Below are 23,701 nucleotides of genomic sequence, written 5' to 3'. Positions count from 1 at the left end.
ATATGATGAGTGGGGTTTTGCGGCCAGGACAGCAGTATGAGAGTGCTACCGGCGACCAGGGCGTATCTTATGGTCGCATCAAACCCGAAGGTGTGGATACCACCCATGGCGCTATCCTTTACCTGGAAGATATCGTAGTCTCATTTGATGGTTTTAAGGCCATCAATAATTTGAACCTGGATATCTCGGTGGGGGAGCTGCGTTGCATTATCGGCCCCAATGGAGCCGGTAAAACCACGATGATGGATGTGATCACCGGCAAGACCCGGCCCACATCTGGTACCGCGTTCTTTGGCCAGACAATGGACCTGACACGCATGAGCGAAGTGGATATCGCCCATGCTGGCATAGGTCGCAAGTTCCAGCGCCCAACGGTGTTTGAGCAGCACAGCGTATTCGAGAATCTTGAGCTGGCCATGAAAATGGACAAGCGCGTCAAGACCACCCTGTTTGCCCGCTTGAACAGCGAACAAAAAGACAAGATAGCCGCCATCCTGCAATTGATACGCCTGCATGGGCAAGAGAATAGACAGGCAGGCTTGTTATCGCACGGCCAAAAGCAGTGGCTGGAGATAGGCATGTTGCTGATGCAGGAACCACAACTGATTTTGCTCGATGAGCCTGTCGCTGGCATGTCAGATGCAGAGACTGCGCGCACTGCTGAATTACTCAATGAATTGCGTGGCAAGCATTCTATTATGGTAGTCGAGCATGATATGGGTTTCGTCACTGAAATTGCCCAGCAGGGAAAAGTCACGGTATTGCATGAGGGATCTGTACTTGCAGAAGGCACGATGGCGCAAGTGCAAGCCGATGAACGCGTGATTGAAGTCTATCTGGGACGCTAATGAAAGCCAAGCATGCTTGAAGTCAAACAACTACATCAGCATTACGGTTCCAGCCACACCTTGCGTGGCATTTCACTGTCACTGAAAAAAGGTGAATGCATGGCCTTGTTGGGCCGTAATGGCGTCGGCAAGACCAGTTTGCTGAAATGCCTGATGGGCGTTTTGCCCTTGACCGAAGGTACGGTCAGTTTTGATGGCCGCGACATCAATAAACTGTCCCCGCATGACAGAGCCAGGGCGGGGATAGCCTATGTGCCGCAAGGCCGGGAGATTTTTGCACGACTTACCGTCGAAGAAAACCTGCTTATGGGCATGGCCAGCCTGCCTGCACGCAAGGCAGGCAACATCAAGGATGAGGTATATCAGCTGTTCCCGGTATTGAAAGAAATGCTGCACAGGCGCGGAGGTGATTTGTCGGGTGGCCAGCAACAGCAACTCGCCATTGCCCGTGCCTTGCTGGCAGAACCCAAGCTTATCATCCTGGATGAACCTACAGAAGGCATACAGCCATCCATCATCAAGGACATAGGCCGTGTTATCCGCCTGTTGCGTGAACGGGGTGACATAGGTATTTTGCTATGCGAGCAGTATTTCGATTTCGCCCGTGAACTGGCTGATCATTTTGTCGTGCTGTCACGCGGTGAAGTGGTGGCCTATGGCGGCCAGGAATTGATGGATGGTGATGACGTCAAACGACATCTGGCGGTATAGTACAATCTTTACCTTTCGCTAGCTGAATATGGATGTCTGCAGTCCGGCACTACTTTCAAGTATCACAAAATCACACTGGCAAGCCAGCCTGCAACTGGGCTTTAGCAAGGATGGCGATGTTACGCGCTTGACAGAACGTAAGCACAATGGCCCCCTGCGTGTGCAAAAGCCTTTGTATCCTGAAAGGGATGCAGTCTGCCATGCCATCATCATCCATCCGCCGGGTGGGGTAGTCGGTGGCGACCAGTTAAAGGTCGATGTGAAGCTGGCTGCTGACACGCATGCGCTGGTAACCACACCAGGGGCAGCGAAATGGTATCGGAGTAATGGCTACATATCCGCACAACATATCAATCTGAAACTTGGTGCAGGTGCCAGGCTGGAATGGCTGCCGCAAGAAACCATTTTTTTTGACGATGCATGTGTAGACTTGCACCAAACCATACAGCTGGCAGCAGATGCCAGACTGATTGCTGCTGATATTTTCTGCTTTGGCCGTACCGCTTCTGGCGAAACATATAACAGCGGCAGGATCAAACAGCATTGCAGCATCTATCGTGAAGACAAGATGATCTGGCATGAGCAGGGCAGTTTGCAAGGTGGCAGCCCTGCCATGCAAAGTCCGCTGGGTTTGAATGGCAGATCAGTGTCGGCAATGGTACTGGCTTCTGGTGCCATGCTCTCTGGTGAACAATTGCAGGCTTTGCGCGAACAAACATCTGCTTTATTGTTTGAGCGTGAAGCGGACGCCCTGTGTGGCGTCACGCAAATGAAGTCTGTCATTGTTGCACGCTACCTGGGCAACTCCAGTGAAGTTGCCCGGCTTTGGATGCAACTTGTGTGGCAGCATTTACGCCCTGTCGTGATTGGGCGTGATGCTAAAATTCCGCGCATCTGGAATACTTGATTCGTAACCTGTATTACGCTTGATGCAGCCCAGGCCTGCCAGGCTGGAACGAACTGCCACATCCAACGGTGTGCGTGGTTCTTCACCCAAAAAGTCTACCAAAGCCTGGTTCGACATTTTGACTTCAGTGCGCCACAGGTAACGCATTTCCAGCATTTCCATCAAAGTTTGCTGGAAAGGTGACAGCAGAGTGAACACTGGCCATGGGAACCAGCTAGCCTTCAATGCAGGTTGGGCAGTGACGCGGCCAATTGAGGCAACCATTTGCTTGCCATCATGATCCCAATGGCCTTCCATATGGAAGCGGGCAAAATTACCAAGTTCGTTTTCACGCTCCATCAAGCGCACCATGGTTTCTGCCACGTCAGGCAAGTAAGCCCATTGATGGCCAATGCCAGCACTGCCAGGGTAGCGCACTACTCGCACTGGCTGGCCTGGTGTTACCAGCCCTTGTGAAAACCAGTTATTGGCTGCCTTGGGGCCAAAGAAATCACCTGCCCTGACGATGAGAGATTTAACGCCTTTGCTGACAGCCAGACGCAGACGGTGTTCCATCTCTACCCGGATTTTCCCCTTTTTTGTGATCGGGAACTGCGAAGCGTTTTCTGCAATGAGCGGGAAAGCATCGGGCCCAAAATTATAAACCGTGCCTGGTAGCAGTATGCGTGCACCACTGGCCTGGGCCGCTGCGATTGTGTTGTCTATCATAGGCAGTACCAGTTTTTCCCAGTTACGGTATCCAGGTGGGTTGACCGCGTGGACGATGACAGATTTTCCGGCTGCAGCCTGCACTACATCGTCTTGCGCCATGACATCACCTTTCATCCAGATATGCGCTGCTGTTTTATCTTTCACCTGATCAGGATTGCGATGCAGGGTAGTGACCTGCCAGCCGCGCTGCATCAGCAAGCGTGCCACTTCACCACCTATGCCACCAGTTGCACCTAATACCAGGGCTTGCTTATTGGCTTGTGCATTTACTTGATTGCTGGATGTTTGCTGATTCATTTCGTTACTCCTTAATGTTTGGTTGATGTAGCCATTGTGTATCGTTGCCAAGCTATATACAATTCTCTAAAACTGCATAGGTGATATACATTTCTGTATGGATGATAAGAATATCCACTGGGACTACTACCGCACTGCCCTGGCCGTGCTGGAAGAAGGCTCGCTATCTGGCGCTGCCCGTACCCTGGGCTTGACGCAGCCGACAGTAGGGCGGCATATCGAGGCACTGGAACAGGCCTTGGGGACGAGTCTGTTTGTACGTAATCAGTCCGGCCTGTCGCCCACCATTGCCGCGCTGGCCATGAAACCTTACGCAGAAACGTTGCGGGCAACCGAAAGCGCCTTGCTGCGCAGTGTGTCGGCAGAGGCGAACGAGGTAAGAGGCACGGTGCGCGTTACCGCATCAGAAGTCATGGGAGTCGAGATATTGCCAGGCATGCTGGCAGGCTTGCGGCAGGACCATCCAGAACTGAGCATAGAACTACAGATATCCAATCACACTCAAGATTTGCTCAAGCGTGATGCAGACATTGCCATACGTAATACCGAGCCCTTGCAGGATGCATTGATTGCGCGCCGTACAGGAATGATCAGCCTGGGCTTTTTTGCTCATGCCGATTATCTGACGCGCCACGGTATGCCCGCTGACATGGACGCCTTGAAAGACCATAGTCTTGTCGGTTTTGACCGGGAATTTCCCTATATCAGGGCTTTGCAAAAACGTTATCCGCAGATACAGCGCTCCGCCTTTGCCTTGCGTGCAGATAGTGATCTGGTGCAGTTTTCCGCCATACGTCAAGGCTATGGTATAGGCATTTGCCAGCTTGGCCTGGCCCGGCAGCACACTCATTTGCAACGTGTACTGGCAGACGAATTCCAAATCGATTTCCCAGTATGGGTAGTCATGCATGAAGACCTGCGGTCCAGTCAGCGTTACCGGACTACCTTTAATCATCTGGTCAAGGAACTGCAAGCCTTGTTGCAAAAGGCATGATTTGCTCAGGCTTTGACCAGCAAATGCGGGTGCTGGGCAGATAATTCCTGCCACGCATCAAAACCACCTGAAAATGGCCTGACATCCTTAAAGCCTAACTGCCTCAGGGTATGCGCAGCATGTACCGCGCCTGCATCACCAGGGCATGCGCATATGGTGATAATCATTTCATGATAAGGCCATTGTTTGGCAGCGCTGCCAACTTGCTTGACTTCGCTGACCATGGCGTGAGGTATAGTGCCGGTTTCTGCAATCAGCACCGGACTGCGCAAATCGATGATATGGGGCAGGGCGCTGGTTTTCATCGTCTCTGACATTTCGGTCGCACTGAAATGAGGGATGGACGCCAATTTTTCAAAGCGTTTCTTTTGCCAGAATTTCCAGGCCAGCCAGCTCAATACCAGGGCAATGAAAATTGCAGCAATACGTATGCCTTGCGCAGACAAAAATACCAGGCCAGCTTCAATTTGCGCCTGCAAGGCAAAGCCCGCCAGCAAAGCCAGCCCAGCCCACAAAGCGGCACCTGCTGCAGAAGCCAGCATGAAAGAAGTACGGGGCATACCCAAAGCACCGGCTACCGGTGGTGCCACGGTAGAAAAGCCGGGAATAAATTTACCCATCACCAGCGACCATACGCCCCAGCGCAGGAAACGTGCTTCTGTCTGGTTCACGCATGAGCCTGGATTAATCGACATCTTGCATAAAAACTTCAGCACGCTATAGCCAAATTTCTTGCCCGCCTGGTACCAAATCAGGTCAGCGATCAGTGAAGCTGCTACTGCTGCTGCCAACAAAACCAGCAATTGCCCTGATTGTGTGGCTTGGCTGGCATTGAACATCATGGTCGGTACCGCGGGCACCGGCAAGCCCAGTTGTTGCAGCAAGACGTTGACAAACACCATCAAACTATCATGTTGACGAAAAAAATCTGTCAGCCAGCCTTGTTGCATACTAGATCCGTTAGTAATCATGCGGTGAACAGGCATCTGGAACGGTGCAAATAAGAGCGCATACCCTTATGCCTGGGTGAACCCCTATTGTAGGGCATTGCGGGGTCTTGCATGTGATGCCTGTTGCAAACCAAGCAGCCATTGTCAAGCTAAATTCCAGAATTCCAGATCAGGCAGCCAAGCCATGTGCAGCAGATCCGGCTCTGGAAAGTAACTCTGCATATCTGGCAGGATCGACATTGGAGCCGCAGACAATCACAGCTACCCGTTTGCCAGCGAGTCTTTGACGCAAGGGGCCAAACAAGCCCGCTGTAGCAACCGCTGCGGCAGGTTCGGCCACCAGTTTGACGTCATGATATAAATCCGACATCGCTGTACAGATTTCATCATCACTGACCCTGACAATCTCATCCACGAAACGCTGGCATACTCTGAAACTATAATCCATTGCATAGGGCGCGCAGAGGCTGTCGGCTATGCTATCAACCTCCTTTAACTTCTCTGGCTGACCAGACTGGAAGCTTCGGTACATGGCATCTGCACCATAAGGCTCAACTCCATACACGGCACAACGTGGTGCCAGTTGTTTGACTGCAGAAGCAATGCCGCCACATAGACCGCCACCACCGATAGGCACGATCACTGCATCCAGTTGCACCACCTGCTGCATCAGTTCCAGCCCCACAGTTGCCGTGCCAAGTGCGGTCAGTGGCCCGTCATAAGGGTGGATCATGGTGCGCTGCTCTTCTTCAACGATGCGCTGTCCAAGTGCGAATGCCTTATGCATGTCCGCCTCCAGTATCACTTCTGCACCATCCTGCCGGCAAGCCTTGATACGGGTAGGACTGGCATGACGTGGTAGCACCACCTTGCAAGACACACCTGCCAGCTTGGCCGCATAGGCAACTGCCATTGCATGATTGCCAGCACTAACAGCAACCACGCCACGCTCACGCGCATCTGCACCCAGCGCAGATATGCAATTCAAAGCCCCGCGTAATTTGAACGTACCAGTTTTTTGGAATAACTCCAGTTTTAGCCAGACTTCAGTGTCAGGCTCCAGTTTGTCCAGGGCAGACCCGGTTTGCCAGCGCCAGACGGGGGTATGCAAAACCTGTTGCGACAACCTGGCAGCAGTCTTGCGAATATCTGTCAGCGAAGGATAAGGAAAACCTGCGCTCAATAAGGTGGATGACGAAGAGGCATGGGCGTGCACAGGCCTGTCTGTGGCGACATGGGACATAAAAACTCCAGAATAAAAATCAGCGAAAAAATGAGAGAGCGTGAGCGTAATAGTGATAGCAATCGCTCTCAAGACATCAGAATAGAATGAGCTGAAGGGCCGCCAGGCACCGGCATACACCGTAGCTTAACGACCCGGAATAATTCGAATAATGGAAATGTCGCAGATGGAAACAGCAGGCAGCGCAATCGCGTGCACGACAGCAGATGCGGCATCAATAGCGCATAAGTTCGTGTTCAGCAGGGGACGGGTGATTGCGTGCATGGAAAAACTATAACCAATCCCGGGCGCATTGGCAAGCAAACTTTAAAAAAGAGTGGCAGGGCAGGTCGGGAATCCTGTTCCTGTCCACTCACAAGCCCTGCAAAAACGGCCCGGCTGGCCAGAGGGATCAGGGTTTCTTTTCTTCGCGTTTTTCGATGACGATTTTTTGTGCGAGGTTGACGTTTCTGACGGTGTACCCTTCCGGAACAGTAAACAGATTTGCGGCCGGCTCTGCGCGTTTCAGGTTGGTCAGACGGTAGCTCCATTCACCGGTGCGTGGATCACTTTGCTTGATGAGAACGGTTAATTGCAAGTCGGAGGAGTACCAGGTTTCAGAGCTGACAGTAATCGGATTTTTATTGCCAATCTCTCCGGCAGGGATTTGATATGAGCGCATTTTTCCTTCTGCACGAACGCCATCGAATTCTTTCGTGCCCATATCTTTGGTGCTTGTTTTGTTACTCCAGCGAGTGTCCATGAACGCAGTCGGGAGCGGTGAGGTTTTTATGATGTTAATCAGATTGTCGGTTGCACTAATGTAAGCAGTATGAGGTCCTGGTACATAGCTGGCAGATTTTGCATTGATGACCTTGATTTCTTCTCGTGCTTCTTTGTTGCCTTCAGATTTATCATCAGTTTTCTTTTTCAATGTCTTGATAATGATTTCATCATCATTCGTTTGTAGATAAATCCGGCCTATATTTCCTTCCTGCTTCTCTTTTGTGGCGATGACTTTCCCGTCCGGTGTTTTGGCCAGCATCACTTTGGTGACGGTCTTTCTTTCAGGGATGACGATGTACCGTGAGTTCTCCACCGGATCAGTGATGAGAATTTGCGACAAGTTCCCTTTGCTGTCGCGGACTTCATAGCGAGTGCGGCCAGCGTTATCTCTATAAACCAAACTGGACGTTTTATTGCTGATCTGATTGCCGTCAGCCAGAGCTTGCGTTTTTTCGGTAATGATCTCTGCACTATATGCCGCATTTTTAATCGTGTTAGAGATTTGCATGTCCTGCATGCCTGAGAAAACGGCGTTCATGGCGTCGGTGGCATTTCTTGCTGCATTCATCGCATCTGCAATGGTTTTATTGACTGTGCCGGTCTCGGGCGAGTCAGCCAATGCAGTAAGTACTGGCATGGGGGGTATTGGTGGTATGGGTGTCATAGCAGGCATAGCAGGCATAGCAGGCATAGGTGGTAAAGGCGGCATGGGCGCAAGTGGAGCAGCTTGATGGATTTCAAGGTGCAGACGTGTTTGTTGTTCTTCTGGTGCAATTGGAACAGGATTGTCATTGATGGCATTTGCTTGTGCCACAGTCCATGAATAACTTAAAAAAACCAATATTGGAACTTTGATAGTCATGATGTTTCCTTCGTGTTCGTGGTTAAACGTGATTAAGAGAATCAATGCTGAAATTAAAAATTTTGCTTAAAAACAGATGCGTTAATTTTTGAGCAGGCGCATGGCCAAAGGTGAGCCTTCCGCATCCACCAGCATCTGTGCCCGCACCATCTCACCAGCAATTTCAGGGCTGATGGGCATGCCCAGACTGGCTAACCAGGCAGCCGGCACTTCAGTTTCCATCATGTGAGGCGTTCCTTCATCCAGACGTTCCAGCGGTACCAGAGCGACGAAGGGCGGCAGCTCTGTGTTTGAAACTGTAATGTTGTCCTGTGCCAGCTGATGCTGCGATGCTGGAAACATGACCGTCAGCATGACCAGGCCAAAGCTGCCGCTCAGCGTAAGCAGACCTGCCAGCCATGGGCGCAAACGCCTGGCGCGCACCTGTTTTTTGTCCTCGTCCTGTTGTTTGGCGAAGGCTAGTAATAAAGCCTGCTCTGTAGCCGTTGGCGTATTCAGTTCTTGCAAATCCTTGCGCAAGAGGCTGAACTGCTGATCCAGCAAGGCATCTGTATTGCTGGCGTCCTGTGGGGTATTCATAGGGTCTTTCATCTTTGTGTTCCGGTTTTTGCTTCTGCATCGGGCCGCCAGCCCAGTTTTTCGCTGTATTGAAGTATTGCTGCGCGTGCTCTGGAGAGACGCGAGCGCACGGTACCTATATCTATGTTACAAATCACGGCTATCTCTGCGTACGACAGTTCCTGCAATTCATACAAAATAATTACATCGCGATAATGGGGGCGTAGTACCGCAACTGCTCGCCGCACATGCTCGGTCATTTGCTGGTGAAAGATGACGTCTGTGGATTCTGCTGCTTCACTCATTAAGACTTCTTCTCCATCTTCTTCATCAAATTCTTTACCAAACGCAGGCAGTGGCTGGTGGCGGCGCTCTGTCTGGTCCTGTTTGAGTAATAAATTCCTGGCTACGCCAAACAAAAAATTCTGCAAACTGCCCAGGCCTGCGTCATAACGGTAAGACTTGCTCAGCAAACCCATGAAAACATCCTGCACTACGTCCGCTGCCAGCGCACTCTGGCCACATCGCATCAGGGAATAGCGATAGATAGGCCCCTGGTGGCGCTGGTACAGACGTTGAAATGCAGCAACATCGCCGTCGCGCATTTGTGTCAGCAAGCTGGAATCAGTCTCTTGGTTATCCACGTTTATTTGTTGGTTGTTTTAATGTATTACTCTCAGGGACATCAAAAGTTCCAATTATTTTTTCTCGCCAGCTGTTTTTGTTAGGACTTACGCAAAATCGTCCCGACAAGGCGTAGCGACGAAGACAGTACTTTAGTACGGCGAGGCCCTGTAACGCAGCTGGAGAGGTTTTGCGTAAGTTCTATTTATATGAATGCACTAATTTGGTGAGGATTTGCCTTTGTTTGGTGCGCATTTTTGCAATCCAGCCTATTTGGCCTTGGTGCAAAACTTGCTGTGTTGCTTTTTATAATGTTTTTAGAGGGATGGCCTGTCACCTATGTGGACTTGCTTGTTATTTTGCAAATGGCGATAAATAATAAGTTTGGTGATAGCACATACAATAAGCGAAAGAAGATATGGATCTGACACCCAGAGAAAAAGATAAGTTGCTGATATTTACCGCCGCCTTGTTGGCAGAGCGGCGCAAGGCGCGTGGCCTGAAGCTGAATTATCCAGAAGCAGTTGCCCTGATCACTGCCGCCATCATGGAAGGCGCGCGCGATGGCCTGACGGTGGCAGAACTGATGTCTGAGGGCACGCAAATTCTCAGTCGTGACGATGTCATGGAAGGCGTGCCAGAGATGATTCCTGATATCCAGGTCGAAGCGACATTCCCGGATGGCAGCAAACTGGTTACCGTTCATCACCCCATTCCTTAGGAGAAAACCATGATACCAGGCGAAACCCTGATAGAGGATGGGGACATAGAACTGAATGTAGGCCGTGTAGTCGTCAGTATTACTGTGGCCAACAGTGGCGACAGACCTATACAAGTAGGTTCCCATTTTCATTTTTATGAAACCAATCCTGCACTGCAATTTGAGCGCCAACTCGCTTATGGCATGCGCCTCAACATTGCTGCCGGTACGGCCATCCGTTTTGAGCCGGGGCAGCAACGCAGCGTAGAGATGGTGGCACTGGCGGGCGATAGAAAAGTCTATGGTTTCAGCGGTAAAGTGATGGGGGCGCTATGAAAATTTCACGTCATGCTTATGCTGAAATGTTCGGGCCAACCACGGGTGACCGCATCCGTCTGGCGGATACCAATCTATTCATAGAAATTGAAAAAGACTTTGCCATTTATGGCGAAGAGGTGAAATTTGGCGGTGGCAAGGTGATACGTGATGGCATGGGGCAGTCGCAAAGGCCACATGCCGAAGTCATGGATACCGTCATCACCAATGCCGTCATCATTGATCACTGGGGCATCGTCAAGGCAGATATAGGCCTAAAAAATGGCTTGATTGCCTGTATAGGCAAAGCGGGCAATCCCGATATACAGTCTGGCGTTGACATGGCCATTGGTGGCGCGACCGAGATCATTGCTGGTGAAGGCAAGATCGTGACCGCTGGTGGTATCGATTCACACATCCATTTTATTTGCCCGCAGCAGATTGAAGAAGCGTTGATGAGCGGCGTCACCACCATGCTGGGCGGCGGTACTGGCCCGGCAACTGGCACGGCAGCCACTACCTGTACGCCTGGCCCCTGGCATATGCATTCCATGTTGATGGCGGCAGATGCGTTTCCCATGAATCTGGGCTTTATGGGCAAGGGCAATGTCAGCCTGCCTTTACCGCTGGAAGAGCAGGTAAGGGCCGGTGCCATCGGCCTGAAGCTGCATGAAGACTGGGGTACGACACCACAAGCCATCGATAACTGCCTGACTGTTGCCGACCAGATGGACGTGCAGGTGGCTATTCATAGCGATACGCTCAACGAGGGCGGCTTTTTGGAACATACACTGGCGGCATTCAAGGACAGGACTATCCACACCTTCCATACCGAAGGTGCAGGTGGTGGTCATGCGCCGGATATTATTGCGGCGGTTGGTGAGGCGAATGTACTGCCATCCTCCACCAATCCTACCCGGCCCTATACCGTCAATACCCTGGATGAGCATCTCGACATGCTCATGGTCTGCCACCATCTTGATCCTGCAATTGCCGAAGACATTGCCTTTGCCGAATCACGCATACGACGCGAAACCATAGCGGCCGAAGATATTTTGCATGATATTGGTGCCATTTCCATGATGTCTTCCGATTCCCAGGCCATGGGCCGGGTGGGTGAAGTCATCATGCGCACCTGGCAAACGGCTGACAAAATGAAGCAGCAGCGCGGTTCGCTCGCGGAAGACAATGCGCGTCACGATAACTTTCGTGTCAAACGCTATATCGCCAAATATACGATCAATCCGGCGCTTACCCATGGTATTGCTCATGCAGTTGGTTCCTTGGAAGTAGGCAAGATTGCCGACATTGTCTTGTGGAAACCGGCATTTTTTGGGGTAAAAGCATCAATGATCATCAAGGGCGGCATGATCGCCGCTGCCCAGATGGGTGACCCGAACGCATCGATACCAACGCCACAGCCTGTGCATTACCGCATGATGTTTGGCGCCTTTGGCGGGGGCTTGAAAAAGTCATTCACCTTTGTCTCGCAGGCTGGGCTGGATGGGGGGCTGGCAGAACAACTGAAGCTGAACAAGACACTGATTGCTGTCAAGAACACGCGCCATATTCGCAAAAAGGACATGATACACAATGGTCTGACGCCAAAAATGGAAGTCGATTCAGAAACCTATGAAGTCCGTGCCAATGGTGAATTGCTGGTGTGCGAACCGGCAAAAATCCTGCCTATGGCCCAACGTTATTTTTTATTTTAAACAATGCTGACATTACAAACAAAAATCGAGACTGCCGACAGCATCGACGGGCAACTGGTCTTGCCGTATGAATTACGTGAAAAAAGCCGTTTGCGCGCCACGCTTGCCAGTGGTGAAGATGTGGCCGTGTTTACTATGCGCGGCACGGTCATGCGCCATGGCGACTTGATGCTGGGTAATGATGGACGTGTGATTGAAGTCGTTGCTGCAGTTGAACCCACGTATAAAGTGGAGTGTGATACCGCCTTTAATTTGTTGCGCTGTGCCTTTCACCTGGGCAACCGGCATACCCAGGCGCAGGTTGGTGATGGTTTCTTACGTATCCGTAAAGACCCAGTGCTAAAGGAAATGTTGCAAGGATTGGGCGCAGTCGTCACAGAAGAGCAGGCCAGCTTCGAGCCGGAATCAGGTGCTTATGGAGGTGGGCATCCTCATGGTGGCGATGATGGACACCCGCATAATCCACTGGCACCAATACCTTTGCGCCAGCGCATACATCGTCCTTCAGACAGCAAGGCTTGAGCATGCAGTCTGCGGCCTTACTCCATCTCCTGCAACTGGCCAGCCCGTCTTTGCCTATTGGTGCCTATAGCTATTCGCAAGGAATGGAAGCGGCGATAGAAAAAGGCCTGGTGCGCAACGAAGCCACAGCCAGGGAATGGATCATCAATTGCCTGCATGAAGTGGTGGCCCGTTTTGAGGCGCCAGTTTTGTGGCGCCTGTTGCAGGCTTTTGATAGTCGGGACTTGGCTGCAGTATCGCACTGGACAGGTTTGTTCATTGCCGCCAGGGATACTGCAGAGTTTAGGGCAGAGAGCATACAGATGGGTTATTCGCTGGGCAAACTGGTGAACGACCTGAAGATTGCTGACGATGAATTGCTAGCGATTTTGCTGGCGCAACAAGAGTTGCCTTTGCCCACGGCCATGGCCGCCGCCGCCGTTGCCTTGCAGGTCCCACCAGAATCGGTCTTGCTGGGCATGCTGTTTTCGTGGGCAGAGAATCAGGTGCTGGTGGGGGTGAAGTCCATTCCCTTGGGCCAGGTGTCTGGACAACGCTTACTCCTATCGTTGCGACCCGAACTGGAAAAAGCCGCAAGACTGGCACAAGAACTGGAAGATGATCAATTGTCTAACTGGGCCCCAGGCCTGTCTTTGCTGTCCATGCAGCATGAGGTGCAGTACAGCCGTTTGTACAGGTCATAAAAATTAAGAACAGGAAAAAATAAATGAATACCCAAAATTTAAGCTCTCCGGAATCAAATCCCTTACGAGTAGGCATAGGTGGTCCGGTCGGTTCCGGTAAAACAGCACTGTGCGAAATGCTATGCAAAAGCATGCGCGACCAGTATGAAATGGCAGTCATCACCAATGACATCTATACCAAGGAAGACATGGAAATCCTGCTGCGCGCCGATGCCTTGCCTGCAGAACGTTTGATGGGGGTGGAAACCGGTGGTTGTCCGCATACTGCCATACGTGAAGATGCCTCCATCAACCTGGAAGCGATTGCCCGCATGAGTGCGGATTTTCCTGATCTTGATTTAATCCTCGTTGAATCCGGTGGTGACAACCTGGCGGCCACCTTTAGCCCGGAATTGTCTGACCTGACCATCTACGTCATCGATGTGGCGGGTGGCGAAAAAATCCCGCGCAAGGGCGGACCTGGTATCACTCGCTCTGATCTGCTGATCATCAATAAAACCGACCTGGCACCACATGTAGGGGCCAATCTGGACATCATGGCACAAGACGCCAAGCGCATGCGTGGCGAACGGCCCTTTGTATTTACCAATCTGCGTACCGGTGACGGGCTGGAGGCAGTAGTAAGCTTCATTCGCAAACAAGGCATGCTGGACGACGTTAAAAACTAAACTTTAATCTGAAATCTGGAGATAATATGAAACTACATAATTCACGTTGGCTGTGTGTGGTCGTTGCCCTCGGCAATGCCATGATTTCATTGCCCGCTTTCGCGCACGACAGTGTGCTGCATTCCATGAATGCCTTGCAGGATGGTTTTCTCCATCCATTCACCGGGCTAGATCATTTGTTGGCCATGCTGGCAATAGGTATCTGGGCTGCGCAGCAAAAAGATGCGCGTGCCTGGCTGATAGCGACCAGCTTTCCCTTGATGATGCTTGCTGGTGGCGCGCTGGCTCTGGTTGGTGTCGTATTGCCTGGTGTGGAGCACGGTATCGCAGCCTCAGTACTGGTTCTCGGCTTGTTGATCAGTTTTGCAGTCAAACTGCCTGTTGGTACGGGAGTAGCTTTGGTATCCGTATTTGCCATGGCGCATGGCTATGCACATGGGCAGGAAATGCCAGCTAATGAATCTGCCGTGTTGTATGGTGCCGGTTTTGTGCTGGCGACGGCCCTGATTCATGCTGCGGGCTGGTTTGCCAGCAATGCGGCTCAAAAGATGCTGACCAGTGCATTGCCACGCTACGCAGGAGTGATGATCGCTTTGGCAGGTGCTTTTTTCTTTTCTCCCCTTGCTTGATACACATTATTAGTTAATTAAATTTCATCTGCCAGGCAAGGGAGTCTATTTCTCCTTGCTTGCCGCATCCTGCTGGTCCTTGCCTATCTTGCCGCACAGAAATAATCGACTGTGCCGATTTCGTCTTTCAACATGCATACAAACATCAAGACTGGGCCTCTTTGCGGGCTTACACTTAGTCATGTTCGAATCTGGCAGCGCGTGAAATAAGTTTGCAAATAGCTTATATTTACTGTGATCGATTTCTTCGCGATTTGTCAGCATCAGGTTCTTTGATTGATTTTCAAAAATTGACCGGTTTGATCCGGAGACAAGGCAAATATCATGTGGCAAGGCGTCATTCCCGCAGTTACAACAAAATTCAACCAGGACGATACGCTGGACTTCAAGGAAATGGAGCGTTGCTTCCGTTATTTGATGGATGCCGGTTGTGACGGTCTGATTGCTTGCGGTTCTCTGGGCGAAGGCCCTTTGTTATCGCATGCAGAGCGTATTGATGTGCTGAAATTGACAAAAGAAGTGACAGGAAACAAACCTGCCATCCTGACCGTCGCCGAAGCCGCGACGCGTGACGCCTGTGCCCTCGCAGAAAAAGCTGCCAAAGCTGGTGCCGATGGCTTGATGGTTGTGCCAAGTACGATCTATCACACCAATCACCGTGAAACCGTTGCAACTTTGCGCAGTATCGCCGCCGCCGGTGATTTGCCTGTCATGATTTATTCCAACCGCCTGGCTTACCGTGTCGATGTGACGACAGATATACTGGAAGAACTGGCTGATGACCCGCGTTTTGTGGCAGTAAAAGAATCTTCTGACGATATTCGCCGCACCACAGAAATCATCAATCGCCTGGGCAGCCGTTATGACTTGTTCACTGGCGTAGATAACCTGGCTTTTGAAGCTTTGACTGCTGGTGCAACTGGCTGGGTAGCCGGTCTGGTCGTGGCTTTCCCGCATGAGACTGTGGCTATTTACCGTCTCATCAAGGCCGGCCGTTATAACGAAGCGCTGGATATCTACCGCTGGTTCCGTCCTTTGCTGGACCTGGATGTCTCCACTTATCTGGTGCAAAACATCAAACTGGTAGAAACACTCGCTATCGATTCCAATGACCGGGTGCGTGCACCGCGTCTGCCGCTGGAAGGTGCTTTGCGTACCCGTGTGGAGCAAATAGTCAGTGCTTCTCTTGCGAATCGTCCAGTTTTGCCAACATTGAACTGATCGGTTTTTTAGTGAATATGATGGCGCGGGAAGCATACCTATGAAGACAACAGTGTGTGTCATTGGTGCTGGCATAGTCGGCACCACCTGTGCCTTGAAAATGCAGGAGGAAGGCTATCAGGTCAATTTGATTGATGCGGCTTCCCCCGGCTGTGGTGTGACTGCCGTTGGTATGGGGCATTTGGTCGCCTTGGATGAAACTGAGCAGGAACTGGACTTGTGTCTGCTGTCTTTGCGCCTGTGGAAAGATTTCTTCACTGAATTTCCAGGCGTAGGTGAAGTCAGTCAATGTGGCACCTTATGGGTAGCAGAGAATGAAGACCAGCTTTCGGAGGCACATCGTCGCGCGCAAGCAATGAATGCACGGTTATGGCGTGCCGAAGCGTTGACTGGTGAGCAGGTGCAAAAACTGGAGCCTGCTTTGCGCCCCGGCCTTGCTGGTGGTGTCAGGGTATTTGGCGACAGCGTGGTCTACCCGCCCAAGCTGGCGCATTTCATGGCTCAGCTTCTGGTGAAGCGCGGTGGTCATCTGATTCTGGGTAAGCGTGTTACGCAGCTAGCAGCAAACCAGTTGATTTTTGCTGATGGCAGCAAGCTGACTGCAGATATCATCATCGTCGCTGCCGGGCTGGAAGTAGCCAGGCTCTTGCCTGAAATGGCCGTGTTTGGCCGTAAAGGCCATTTGGCGATTACTGACCGCTACCCTGGTCGTCTTTCACATCAAATTGTCAGTATGGATTATGGACAGGCAGCACTTACTGCAGATGCACTGGCCGTGGCGGCCAATGTGCAGCCGCGCAGCAACGGGCAATGGTTGATTGGTTCTTGCAGACAGGATGGGCAAACCAACAACAGTCTGGACCCCAAAGTACTGGGTGCTGTCTTGCAGTCCGCCATGAAGCTGTTACCTTGCCTGGCCGACATGCAAATCATACGCGCCTGGGCAGGCATGCGTCCGGCATCGCCCGATGGTCACCCCATTATCGGGCCTCATCCTGAACTGCCAGGTGTCTGGCTGGCCGCCGGACATGAGGGACTGGGTGTGACGACTGCCATGGCCACAGCAAAAATGCTGGCAGATCAGATTGCCGGGCGGGCAAGGGAAATAGATCATCTCCATTATTTACCTGGACGTTTTTTCCCTTTGCGGGATCTGAAATATGCGTGAACAAGACCCGGGTACAGGAAAAATCGCAAAAATCTGGATTAATGGATCCTCCTTTGAGGCGACAACAGACATGAGTGTGGTGGCAGCTCTGATGCGATATGACAATATGCAGACACGTCAGTCGGTTTCTGGTCAGCCACGGTTTGCTGTTTGCGGCATGGGCATATGCCAGGAATGCCGGGTGCGTATCAATGGTCAGTCTCATAAACTGGCTTGCCAGGAATACTGTCGCTCAGGTATGGTGATCAATACCGAAACCGCTGGTCTGGGCGTCTGACAATGTTATCGGCGATGTTACCGTTTTCTACCGAAATTCTTATCATAGGTGCTGGCCCTGCGGGCCTGGCAGCCGCGCTGGCTGCCGCTGAGCTATCGTCCACTGTTACTGTGATTGACGAAAATCCCGCACCTGGCGGACAAATATGGCGCGGTGGTCCAAGAACATGGTGCGACCGTCGGGCGCACAAGCTTTGGCAAGCACTGGAAAATTGCCTGAATGTACGCATGGTGTATGGCGTGCGTATTGTCGCTACTGCTGCTGATAAGGAGTTTTTGCTTGAAACTTCAGATGGTACCCAAAAGATAAAGTGGAACAAGCTGATTATCTGCAGTGGTGCCCGTGAGTTGCTTTTGCCTTTCCCTGGCTGGACTTTGCCTGGCGTTACCGGTGCGGGTGGTTTGCAAGCCTTGATCAAAGGCGGCATGCCAGTGGAGGGCAAGCGTGTCGCCGTTGCTGGTAGTGGACCTTTGCTGCTGGCAGTGGCTGAAACGGTGATACGTTCTGGTGGTCAGGTAGTCAGTATCATCGAAACAAAAACAAGCCAACATTTGATACCGTTTTTCCTGGCCTTGCTCAAGTCGCATCGCGGCAAGCTGCTACAGTCATTGAAATTGTTTTGGCAACTCAAGCGCGTACGCTATCGACACGATGCAAGAGTGGTCAAGGCACATGGTGAGCAGCGCTTGCTTGGCATCAGCTTGCAACATGGTGACAAGAAAATTGACTTGAGCTGTGATTTGCTTGCCTGCGGCTTTGGTCTCTTACCCAATCTGGAAATCGGCACTTTGTTGGGATGCGAAATCAAGGATGGCAACATCCTTGTCGATGCTAATCAGGCCAGTACGCGTGCTGATGTCTGGGTGGCGGGCGAGGCTTGTGGCATAGGTGGTGTCGACAAGGCTTTGGCAGAAGGGCACATTGCCGGTTTGGCTGCCATTGGACTGGCCGCGGAGCCAGATGCTATTGCATGCCGTGCCCATGCAAGGCAGTTCGCTGACCTGCTCAAGCAGAGATTTGCAATCGATGACAGCCTGCGCAAGTTATGCAAATCAGACACACTGGTATGCCGGTGTGAAGATGTCAGCGCCCGGCAATTACGCGAATATAGTGACTGGCGTACAGCAAAGCTGATGACCAGGGCAGGTATGGGCGCATGCCAGGGGCGCATTTGTGGTGCTGCCTGCCAATTCATGTTTGGCTGGGATGCACCGGGCTTGAGACAACCGGTTTTCCCGACAAAAACATCCACTCTCGCAGCCCTTGGTGGTGCAGTGGGGGATGCAGAAAAATAAAACTGAATAATAAAACTGAATAATAAGGAAGAATAAAGATGAAACAACTGTATATCAACGGTAGCTGGCATGACGGCGCAAGCGTAACTGTGACTCATAGCCCCTCTGATTTGAGTGAGGTCGTGGGTGAATACGCCAGCGCAGGTATTGAGCAGGTAGAACTGGCGATTGCCGCTGCACGCGATGCGGCAGAAAGCTGGCGCAATTCTGGTGTGCAGCAAAGAGCAGATGCGCTTGACAAGATAGGGACAGAAATCAATGAGCGCAAAGCCGAACTCGGCAGCCTGCTGGCGCGTGAAGAAGGCAAGACCCTGCCAGAAGCGATAGGTGAAGTTGGCCGTGCAGCCGCCATCTTCAAATTCTTTGCCCAGGAAGCCTTGCGCATACGCGGCGACAAACTGGCGTCAGTGCGCCCGGGTGTTGATGTTGATGTGACCCGCGAACCAGTAGGCGTTGTCGGTATCATCGCTCCCTGGAATTTCCCTATCGCCATTCCTGCATGGAAAACTGCGCCAGCACTGGCCTATGGCAATACTGTTATTTTGAAGCCGGCAGAACTGGTGCCGGGTTGCTCCTGGGCCATGGCCGAGATCATCAGCCGCTCTGGTTTACCTGCAGGCGTTTTCAATCTTTTGTCCGGCCCTGGCCGTATTGTTGGCGAAGCACTGAGCAAGGATAGCAGAGTGGATGCGATCAGTTTTACCGGTTCCGTTGCTACTGGCAGCCGGGTCCTGGCAGCTTGTGCTGCACGCCGTGCCAAAGTGCAACTGGAAATGGGTGGTAAGAATCCGCTGGTGATATTGGCAGATGCTGATCTGGATGTGGCCGTCAATGCAGCAATCCAGGGGTCTTATTTTTCTACTGGTCAGCGTTGCACTGCATCTTCTCGTCTCATTGTTGAGGAAAAAATATACCCGGCATTCGTGGCCGCGATGACACATAAACTGAAGGGCTTGAAAGTTGGACATGCCTTGCAGGCGGGTATAGATATAGGCCCAGTGGTAGATAAGGCTCAACTGGACCAGGACTTGCGCTATATACAGATTGCCAAAGATGAAGGCGCCAGGCTGGCATTTGGTGGTGAACGCCTGTCGCGCGACACCGATGGCTATTTCCTGAACCCAGCCTTGTTCGTTGATTGCGACCCTGTCATGCAACATACGAAGGAAGAGATTTTTGGCCCGGTAGCGTCCGTCATCCCAGCTAAAAACTATGAGCATGCTCTGCAACTGGCAAATGATACCGAATTTGGCCTGACAGCAGGCATTTGCACGACCTCATTGAAATACGCGATTCACTTCAAGCGTCATGTCCGTGCGGGTATGGTCATGGTCAACCTGCCTACTGCTGGGGTTGATTACCATGTTCCATTTGGTGGCAGCAAGGCATCCAGCTATGGTGCCCGTGAACAGGGTAGTGCTGCTGTGGAATTCTTTACAACGATGAAGACCAGTTATACCGGTAGCTGATCTTTGTATTCGCTCTGTAATAGGCGAAAAAGCCGCTAATGGCTGCTTTTTTGCCTTTTGTCCAGTTTTTGCCCCATTCCTCCCTCTCTATCACTGTTCAAGCCGTGATTTGCGCATTCTGTCGCAAGCCCATGGAAGCTCCAGGTGTTCTTTTATAAGATGCTTACATCGAGTCACAGAACACAAGAAATCATCAAATTCACACTTGAGCTAAAGGGAGCCCATCATGATATCAAATATCACATCCAACAAACGCGTCGCCATCATCCTCTTGTCCATCCTGGTTTTTGCCATGATAGTTCTGTCATCCTTTCATGGCATGGATGTGCAGATTGATGGTGAGGACATCGATGGCGTAGGCGGCTTCTTCGGTATCGTGCTGGGCTGTGGGATTGCGATCGTGGCGGTGGTTTTTGCCCTCGGTCTGACTGGTATGGTACTGGCAGGTGTGGCAATGCTGTTATGCGTGATTTTCGCTATAGTACTGGGTTCGCTGGCACTGGCAATGCTGCCCTTGCTTTTCCCTGTATTGCTGGTGGTGGGTCTGGTTGCCTTGTTTTCGCGCCGTAAAACTGCTTGATTTGGGTTCTGGATATATGCATAGTTTGTGGAGGCAATAAATGGGCATGCTTGACATTGTTAATCCCGTCAAGCAAGGCAAATACAGGAAGTGTTTTACTTCCTTTTTGCTTTTGAGCTTACTCATCTCAGCCTGTGCAACAGACAACAGATTGACACCTGCACAAGTAGAATTGTCAGGCGATGGTGGTGAGGTGAATATATTGTGGAGTGCCATACAGCGCCCAGCGCCTTTGCCTCCAATGGATCATGCAGCCTTGCTATTGCCCGTGCATTTTGGTGGTAGCGAGGAAAGAATATTTTACATGCAGTTTGATCTTGGTCATCCCTCCACCGTCTTTTATTCCAATAAATGGAAAGCGATTGCCGAGAAATATCAGTTCGTGAATTCTGTTGACAAGTTTGCCGCCGTTAATTTTAAACTTGGCGATATGCAGGTGCTGGCTAAAAATATTTCCATCGTCCAGCGTGAAGGCGATGGAGTCGATTGGAATAAGGGCAGTGTAGAAGTAATCGGCACCATAGGCGCGGATTTGATTGATGGCAGAGTGGTGGTGCTAGACTTAAAGAAAGATATAGTCCAATTTGCCCGCGAACGTGAAGGCTTGCATTTGGCAAGCAGTAAATTCCAGCCCTTCAGTTTTTCTGGTCGCAGGATAGTCATGCCTGTTACTTTTGATGGCGAAGAAAAAACGGTGATGTATGACAGCGGCTCCAGCGCTTTGTCCTGGATTAGTAATGAAAAAACTTGCCAGCGACTGGCAAAGCAGGATGCCAAGCCGGTGGTTTATGCTATTCGCCTCTGGGATAAGATATTGACTGCGCATACGGTAGAAACGAACGCAGAGGCAATAGTGGCAGGCATCAGGCTACCTGTGAAAGAAATCAGTTATATCCAGGATATCGGCTTTTTGCAAGAGTTGGCAATCAGCAGTCTGGGTTCAGTGGGGTTGGTCGGGAATAAGTTTTTCCTGGGTAAAAAACTGATTATCGATACCCGCAAAATGGAAATAGCCCTGGAAGAATAAGTTCTATTCAGGTTTGGTCAAATTTGGTACGTAAGATGAACTGCAGCGCCTGCTCTGCCAGTTCATCTATGCTGATGCCTGAACCACGCCTATACCATTGCGCTGTCCAGTTCAGCGTGCCAAACATCAGCAGTTTGTCTATGCGCGTGGGCATGGCCCAATCCCCTGATGCATGTAGCTCTATAATGACTTTTTCCCACGCAGCTTCATACCTGTCCTTGAGGGCGATGATGCGGGCGCGTGACGGTTTGTCGAGTGCGCGCCATTCGTAAAGCAGCACAGCAATAAAATCATGCTCAGGAGCCAGCAAAGTATTCAGATGGACCTTGACCAGATGCTGAAACGCCAGTCGCGGCGGCAAATCAGCCACAGCCAGCTTTTCTATTTCTTCCAATGACTTTTGCATGCCTTGTTCCATCACGGCGACCAGGATGTCTTGCTTGGTCTTGAAGTGATAAAACCAGCTGCCTGACTGTATCCCCACCGCCGCAGCGATGTCGCGCACGGTAGTGTTGTCATAGCCCTTTTTCCGGAAAAGCTGTGCTGATTTCCTGATCAGATCCTGGCGTATGCTTTCTGATTCGTCCAGCACTGGGCGGCCGCGTTTTTTTGTGGTTTCTGCACCTGGCAATACTTGCTCTGTCGAGTCGGTGGTAATTTCTTTAGGCATTGCTATTGGGAATAGTCTTCTAAAAAATGTAGTGGGGGTGCTTTTCTGATCGCTCTTGATGGTAACCTTAAACAAAGCTGCCATCAATCAGGCTAGAAAAATCAGGTACAAAACCCTGAAACAATAATACAGGAGACACAGTATGCAAATCAAACCACGCTGGATGACACCCGAACTGGAAACTTTTCGCGATGCAGTACGCCGTTTTGTCGCTGCGGAAGTGACCCCGCACCAGGAGCATTGGAAAAAACAGCAACATGTAGACCGCGATGTCTGGGATAAGGGCGGTGCCATGGGCATCTTGCTGGCTGACATACCTGAAGAATATGGCGGCTCTGGCGGCAGCTTTGCCCATCAATCCATCGTTTTTGAAGAACTGACTTATGCGGGTGATATGGCCTTTGGTATCCATGTACATGCCATCGTTGCGCACTATATCTTGAATCAGGGGACAGAAGAGCAAAAACAAAAATACCTGCCCAAGCTGGCCTCTGGTGAAATGATCGCCGCCATCGCCATGTCTGAACCCGGTGCCGGGTCTGACCTGAAAGGCATACGCACAACCGCCAGACGTGACAGCAACAGTTATGTCATCAACGGTTCCAAGACGTTTATCTCAAATGGCTATATGGCTGATCTGGTGGTGGTCGTGACCAAGACTGATCCTGAAGCCGGTGCCAAGGGCGTGTCACTGATCATGGTGGAAACCAGAGACTGTCCAGGTTACCGGGTAGGGCGCATACTGGAAAAGATAGGGCAAAAGGGCCAGGATACTTGCGAGTTGTTCTTTGATGACGTACGTGTGCCGCTGGACAGAGTACTCGGTGGCGTCGAAGGCAAAGGTTTTACCCAATTGATGACTGAGCTGCCTTATGAGAGAACGATACTAGGCGTGGCTGGCGTCGCTGCCATAGAGCGCGCACTGGATCTGACGATCAACCATACCCGTGAACGCAAGGCATTTGGTCAAGCGTTGATAGAGATGCAAAATACCCGCTTTGTATTGGCAGAGATCAAGACCGAGGCGACGATAGCCCGCACCTTCATAGACCGCTGTATAGTCGATATGATGGAAGGGCGCATGGATACCGAGCTCGCATCAATGGCCAAATACTGGATATCTGATTTGCAGTGCAAGGTCATAGACCAGTGTCTGCAATTATTTGGCGGTTATGGCTATATGCTGGAATATCCTATAGCGCAAATGTATGTCGATGCACGGGTACAGCGCATCTATGGCGGCGCCAATGAAATCATGAAAGAAATCATTTCACGTAATTTATAACTCAGAA

General features: G+C 51.2%; 26 protein-coding genes. 19 read left to right on the top strand and 7 right to left on the bottom strand.

Annotated features, from left to right (window positions below):
* Positions 1-5: 5 nt before the first annotated feature.
* The 3 genes from urtD to ACO0LG_RS10800 are packed head-to-tail and all read left to right on the top strand — an operon-like array spanning position 6 to position 2,466.
* On the top strand, positions 6-848 hold the full coding sequence (urtD, locus tag ACO0LG_RS10810; RefSeq protein ID WP_423026570.1) for an urea ABC transporter ATP-binding protein UrtD: 843 nt from the start codon (positions 6-8) through the stop codon (positions 846-848).
* A 12-nt stretch (positions 849-860) separates the two neighbouring features.
* Positions 861-1,559: an urea ABC transporter ATP-binding subunit UrtE gene (gene urtE / locus ACO0LG_RS10805; protein ID WP_423026152.1), complete on the top strand. Its 699-nt coding sequence runs from the start codon at positions 861-863 to the stop codon at positions 1,557-1,559.
* Positions 1,560-1,587: 28 nt separating this feature from the next.
* Entirely contained in the window at positions 1,588-2,466 is an 879-nt protein-coding gene (locus tag ACO0LG_RS10800) for an urease accessory protein UreD (protein WP_423026150.1), read from the top strand.
* Here the strand turns inward: ACO0LG_RS10800 and ACO0LG_RS10795 are convergent.
* The gene (locus ACO0LG_RS10795) at positions 2,410-3,474 is read right to left on the bottom strand and encodes an SDR family NAD(P)-dependent oxidoreductase (RefSeq protein ID WP_423026148.1); all 1,065 of its coding nucleotides are present in this window, start codon (positions 3,472-3,474) and stop codon (positions 2,410-2,412) included. The genes ACO0LG_RS10800 and ACO0LG_RS10795 overlap by 57 nt on opposite strands.
* A 97-nt stretch (positions 3,475-3,571) precedes the next feature.
* On the opposite strand from ACO0LG_RS10795, the gene ACO0LG_RS10790 reads away from it, so the two are divergent.
* A complete protein-coding gene (locus ACO0LG_RS10790) occupies positions 3,572-4,468 on the top strand; it encodes a LysR family transcriptional regulator (RefSeq protein WP_423026146.1) in 897 nt (298 codons plus the stop codon).
* Between the two features lie 5 nt (positions 4,469-4,473).
* Here the strand turns inward: ACO0LG_RS10790 and ACO0LG_RS10785 are convergent, their stop codons facing one another.
* From ACO0LG_RS10785 to ACO0LG_RS10765, 5 genes are all read right to left on the bottom strand, one after another.
* Positions 4,474-5,418 carry a VTT domain-containing protein gene (locus ACO0LG_RS10785; protein WP_423026144.1) on the bottom strand — a complete coding sequence of 315 codons (945 nt, stop codon included), beginning with the start codon at positions 5,416-5,418 and terminating at the stop codon, positions 4,474-4,476.
* A gap of 169 nt (positions 5,419-5,587) precedes the next feature.
* Entirely contained in the window at positions 5,588-6,661 is a 1,074-nt protein-coding gene (locus ACO0LG_RS10780) for a threonine ammonia-lyase (protein ID WP_423026142.1), read from the bottom strand.
* Positions 6,662-7,052: 391 nt separating this feature from the next.
* Positions 7,053-8,288 carry a hypothetical protein gene (locus ACO0LG_RS10775; RefSeq protein WP_423026140.1) on the bottom strand — a complete coding sequence of 412 codons (1,236 nt, stop codon included), beginning with the start codon at positions 8,286-8,288 and terminating at the stop codon, positions 7,053-7,055.
* Between the two features lie 81 nt (positions 8,289-8,369).
* On the bottom strand, positions 8,370-8,867 hold the full coding sequence (locus ACO0LG_RS10770; RefSeq protein WP_423026138.1) for a hypothetical protein: 498 nt from the start codon (positions 8,865-8,867) through the stop codon (positions 8,370-8,372).
* A gap of 8 nt (positions 8,868-8,875) precedes the next feature.
* On the bottom strand, positions 8,876-9,490 hold the full coding sequence (locus tag ACO0LG_RS10765) for an RNA polymerase sigma factor (protein ID WP_423026136.1): 615 nt from the start codon (positions 9,488-9,490) through the stop codon (positions 8,876-8,878).
* 398 nt (positions 9,491-9,888) lie between these two features.
* Here ACO0LG_RS10765 and ACO0LG_RS10760 point away from each other — a divergent pair, with 398 nt between their 5' ends.
* From ACO0LG_RS10760 to ACO0LG_RS10695, 14 genes are all read left to right on the top strand, one after another.
* Positions 9,889-10,191, top strand: a complete 303-nt coding sequence (locus ACO0LG_RS10760) for an urease subunit gamma (protein ID WP_423026134.1) — start codon at positions 9,889-9,891, stop codon at positions 10,189-10,191.
* A 9-nt stretch (positions 10,192-10,200) separates the two neighbouring features.
* Positions 10,201-10,506: an urease subunit beta gene (locus ACO0LG_RS10755; RefSeq protein ID WP_423026132.1), complete on the top strand. Its 306-nt coding sequence runs from the start codon at positions 10,201-10,203 to the stop codon at positions 10,504-10,506.
* Entirely contained in the window at positions 10,503-12,200 is a 1,698-nt protein-coding gene (gene ureC, locus ACO0LG_RS10750) for an urease subunit alpha (protein WP_423026130.1), read from the top strand. The genes ACO0LG_RS10755 and ureC overlap by 4 nt, the downstream gene beginning before the upstream one ends.
* Before the next feature lie 3 nt (positions 12,201-12,203).
* Positions 12,204-12,722 carry an urease accessory protein UreE gene (ureE, locus tag ACO0LG_RS10745; protein WP_423026128.1) on the top strand — a complete coding sequence of 173 codons (519 nt, stop codon included), beginning with the start codon at positions 12,204-12,206 and terminating at the stop codon, positions 12,720-12,722.
* Between the two features lie 2 nt (positions 12,723-12,724).
* Positions 12,725-13,405 carry an urease accessory protein UreF gene (locus tag ACO0LG_RS10740; protein ID WP_423026126.1) on the top strand — a complete coding sequence of 227 codons (681 nt, stop codon included), beginning with the start codon at positions 12,725-12,727 and terminating at the stop codon, positions 13,403-13,405.
* A gap of 23 nt (positions 13,406-13,428) precedes the next feature.
* Positions 13,429-14,073, top strand: a complete 645-nt coding sequence (gene ureG / locus ACO0LG_RS10735; RefSeq protein ID WP_423026124.1) for an urease accessory protein UreG — start codon at positions 13,429-13,431, stop codon at positions 14,071-14,073.
* A gap of 26 nt (positions 14,074-14,099) precedes the next feature.
* The gene (locus tag ACO0LG_RS10730) at positions 14,100-14,702 is read left to right on the top strand and encodes a HupE/UreJ family protein (RefSeq protein ID WP_423026122.1); all 603 of its coding nucleotides are present in this window, start codon (positions 14,100-14,102) and stop codon (positions 14,700-14,702) included.
* A gap of 324 nt (positions 14,703-15,026) precedes the next feature.
* The gene (locus tag ACO0LG_RS10725) at positions 15,027-15,923 is read left to right on the top strand and encodes a dihydrodipicolinate synthase family protein (RefSeq protein ID WP_423026120.1); all 897 of its coding nucleotides are present in this window, start codon (positions 15,027-15,029) and stop codon (positions 15,921-15,923) included.
* A gap of 40 nt (positions 15,924-15,963) precedes the next feature.
* Positions 15,964-17,091: an NAD(P)/FAD-dependent oxidoreductase gene (locus ACO0LG_RS10720; RefSeq protein WP_423026118.1), complete on the top strand. Its 1,128-nt coding sequence runs from the start codon at positions 15,964-15,966 to the stop codon at positions 17,089-17,091.
* Positions 17,084-17,368 carry a 2Fe-2S iron-sulfur cluster-binding protein gene (locus tag ACO0LG_RS10715; protein ID WP_423026116.1) on the top strand — a complete coding sequence of 95 codons (285 nt, stop codon included), beginning with the start codon at positions 17,084-17,086 and terminating at the stop codon, positions 17,366-17,368. Before ACO0LG_RS10720 ends, ACO0LG_RS10715 begins: the two co-directional genes overlap by 8 nt.
* 2 nt (positions 17,369-17,370) lie before the next feature.
* The gene (locus ACO0LG_RS10710; RefSeq protein WP_423026114.1) at positions 17,371-18,663 is read left to right on the top strand and encodes an FAD-dependent oxidoreductase; all 1,293 of its coding nucleotides are present in this window, start codon (positions 17,371-17,373) and stop codon (positions 18,661-18,663) included.
* A 38-nt stretch (positions 18,664-18,701) separates the two neighbouring features.
* On the top strand, positions 18,702-20,132 hold the full coding sequence (locus tag ACO0LG_RS10705; RefSeq protein ID WP_423026112.1) for an aldehyde dehydrogenase family protein: 1,431 nt from the start codon (positions 18,702-18,704) through the stop codon (positions 20,130-20,132).
* 226 nt (positions 20,133-20,358) lie between these two features.
* A complete protein-coding gene (locus tag ACO0LG_RS10700) occupies positions 20,359-20,712 on the top strand; it encodes a hypothetical protein (RefSeq protein ID WP_423026110.1) in 354 nt (117 codons plus the stop codon).
* A gap of 112 nt (positions 20,713-20,824) precedes the next feature.
* Positions 20,825-21,739, top strand: a complete 915-nt coding sequence (locus ACO0LG_RS10695) for a hypothetical protein (RefSeq protein ID WP_423026108.1) — start codon at positions 20,825-20,827, stop codon at positions 21,737-21,739.
* A gap of 7 nt (positions 21,740-21,746) precedes the next feature.
* On the opposite strand, the gene ACO0LG_RS10690 is transcribed toward ACO0LG_RS10695, so the two are convergent.
* On the bottom strand, positions 21,747-22,409 hold the full coding sequence (locus ACO0LG_RS10690; RefSeq protein ID WP_423026106.1) for a TetR/AcrR family transcriptional regulator: 663 nt from the start codon (positions 22,407-22,409) through the stop codon (positions 21,747-21,749).
* 142 nt (positions 22,410-22,551) lie between these two features.
* Here ACO0LG_RS10690 and ACO0LG_RS10685 point away from each other — a divergent pair, with 142 nt between their 5' ends.
* Complete coding sequence (locus ACO0LG_RS10685; protein WP_423026104.1) at positions 22,552-23,694, top strand: acyl-CoA dehydrogenase family protein; 1,143 nt, start codon at positions 22,552-22,554, stop codon at positions 23,692-23,694.
* The last annotated feature ends 7 nt before the right edge of the window (positions 23,695-23,701 follow it).

Origin of the sequence: Undibacterium sp. Ji42W, from assembly GCF_049340405.1 — a bacterium.
Lineage (GTDB): Bacteria > Pseudomonadota > Gammaproteobacteria > Burkholderiales > Burkholderiaceae_D > Undibacterium.
Note: the sequence above shows the minus strand (reverse complement) of the source record. Positions and strands in the feature narration are given on the sequence as shown.

Excerpts from the sequence above, each read along its gene's own strand:
- urtD (WP_423026570.1), top strand. The coding sequence starts at position 6 with ATGAGTGGGGTTTTGCGGCCAGGACAGCAGTATGAGAGTGCTACCGGC.
- urtE (WP_423026152.1), top strand. The coding sequence starts at position 861 with ATGCTTGAAGTCAAACAACTACATCAGCATTACGGTTCCAGCCACACC.
- ACO0LG_RS10800 (WP_423026150.1), top strand. The coding sequence starts at position 1,588 with ATGGATGTCTGCAGTCCGGCACTACTTTCAAGTATCACAAAATCACAC.
- ACO0LG_RS10795 (WP_423026148.1), bottom strand. The coding sequence starts at position 3,474 with ATGAATCAGCAAACATCCAGCAATCAAGTAAATGCACAAGCCAATAAG.
- ACO0LG_RS10790 (WP_423026146.1), top strand. The coding sequence starts at position 3,572 with ATGGATGATAAGAATATCCACTGGGACTACTACCGCACTGCCCTGGCC.
- ACO0LG_RS10785 (WP_423026144.1), bottom strand. The coding sequence starts at position 5,418 with ATGCAACAAGGCTGGCTGACAGATTTTTTTCGTCAACATGATAGTTTG.
- ACO0LG_RS10780 (WP_423026142.1), bottom strand. The coding sequence starts at position 6,661 with ATGTCCCATGTCGCCACAGACAGGCCTGTGCACGCCCATGCCTCTTCG.
- ACO0LG_RS10775 (WP_423026140.1), bottom strand. The coding sequence starts at position 8,288 with ATGACTATCAAAGTTCCAATATTGGTTTTTTTAAGTTATTCATGGACT.
- ACO0LG_RS10770 (WP_423026138.1), bottom strand. The coding sequence starts at position 8,867 with ATGAATACCCCACAGGACGCCAGCAATACAGATGCCTTGCTGGATCAG.
- ACO0LG_RS10760 (WP_423026134.1), top strand. The coding sequence starts at position 9,889 with ATGGATCTGACACCCAGAGAAAAAGATAAGTTGCTGATATTTACCGCC.
- ACO0LG_RS10755 (WP_423026132.1), top strand. The coding sequence starts at position 10,201 with ATGATACCAGGCGAAACCCTGATAGAGGATGGGGACATAGAACTGAAT.
- ureC (WP_423026130.1), top strand. The coding sequence starts at position 10,503 with ATGAAAATTTCACGTCATGCTTATGCTGAAATGTTCGGGCCAACCACG.
- ureE (WP_423026128.1), top strand. The coding sequence starts at position 12,204 with ATGCTGACATTACAAACAAAAATCGAGACTGCCGACAGCATCGACGGG.
- ACO0LG_RS10740 (WP_423026126.1), top strand. The coding sequence starts at position 12,725 with ATGCAGTCTGCGGCCTTACTCCATCTCCTGCAACTGGCCAGCCCGTCT.
- ureG (WP_423026124.1), top strand. The coding sequence starts at position 13,429 with ATGAATACCCAAAATTTAAGCTCTCCGGAATCAAATCCCTTACGAGTA.
- ACO0LG_RS10730 (WP_423026122.1), top strand. The coding sequence starts at position 14,100 with ATGAAACTACATAATTCACGTTGGCTGTGTGTGGTCGTTGCCCTCGGC.
- ACO0LG_RS10725 (WP_423026120.1), top strand. The coding sequence starts at position 15,027 with ATGTGGCAAGGCGTCATTCCCGCAGTTACAACAAAATTCAACCAGGAC.
- ACO0LG_RS10720 (WP_423026118.1), top strand. The coding sequence starts at position 15,964 with ATGAAGACAACAGTGTGTGTCATTGGTGCTGGCATAGTCGGCACCACC.
- ACO0LG_RS10715 (WP_423026116.1), top strand. The coding sequence starts at position 17,084 with ATGCGTGAACAAGACCCGGGTACAGGAAAAATCGCAAAAATCTGGATT.
- ACO0LG_RS10710 (WP_423026114.1), top strand. The coding sequence starts at position 17,371 with ATGTTATCGGCGATGTTACCGTTTTCTACCGAAATTCTTATCATAGGT.
- ACO0LG_RS10705 (WP_423026112.1), top strand. The coding sequence starts at position 18,702 with ATGAAACAACTGTATATCAACGGTAGCTGGCATGACGGCGCAAGCGTA.
- ACO0LG_RS10700 (WP_423026110.1), top strand. The coding sequence starts at position 20,359 with ATGATATCAAATATCACATCCAACAAACGCGTCGCCATCATCCTCTTG.
- ACO0LG_RS10690 (WP_423026106.1), bottom strand. The coding sequence starts at position 22,409 with ATGCCTAAAGAAATTACCACCGACTCGACAGAGCAAGTATTGCCAGGT.
- ACO0LG_RS10685 (WP_423026104.1), top strand. The coding sequence starts at position 22,552 with ATGCAAATCAAACCACGCTGGATGACACCCGAACTGGAAACTTTTCGC.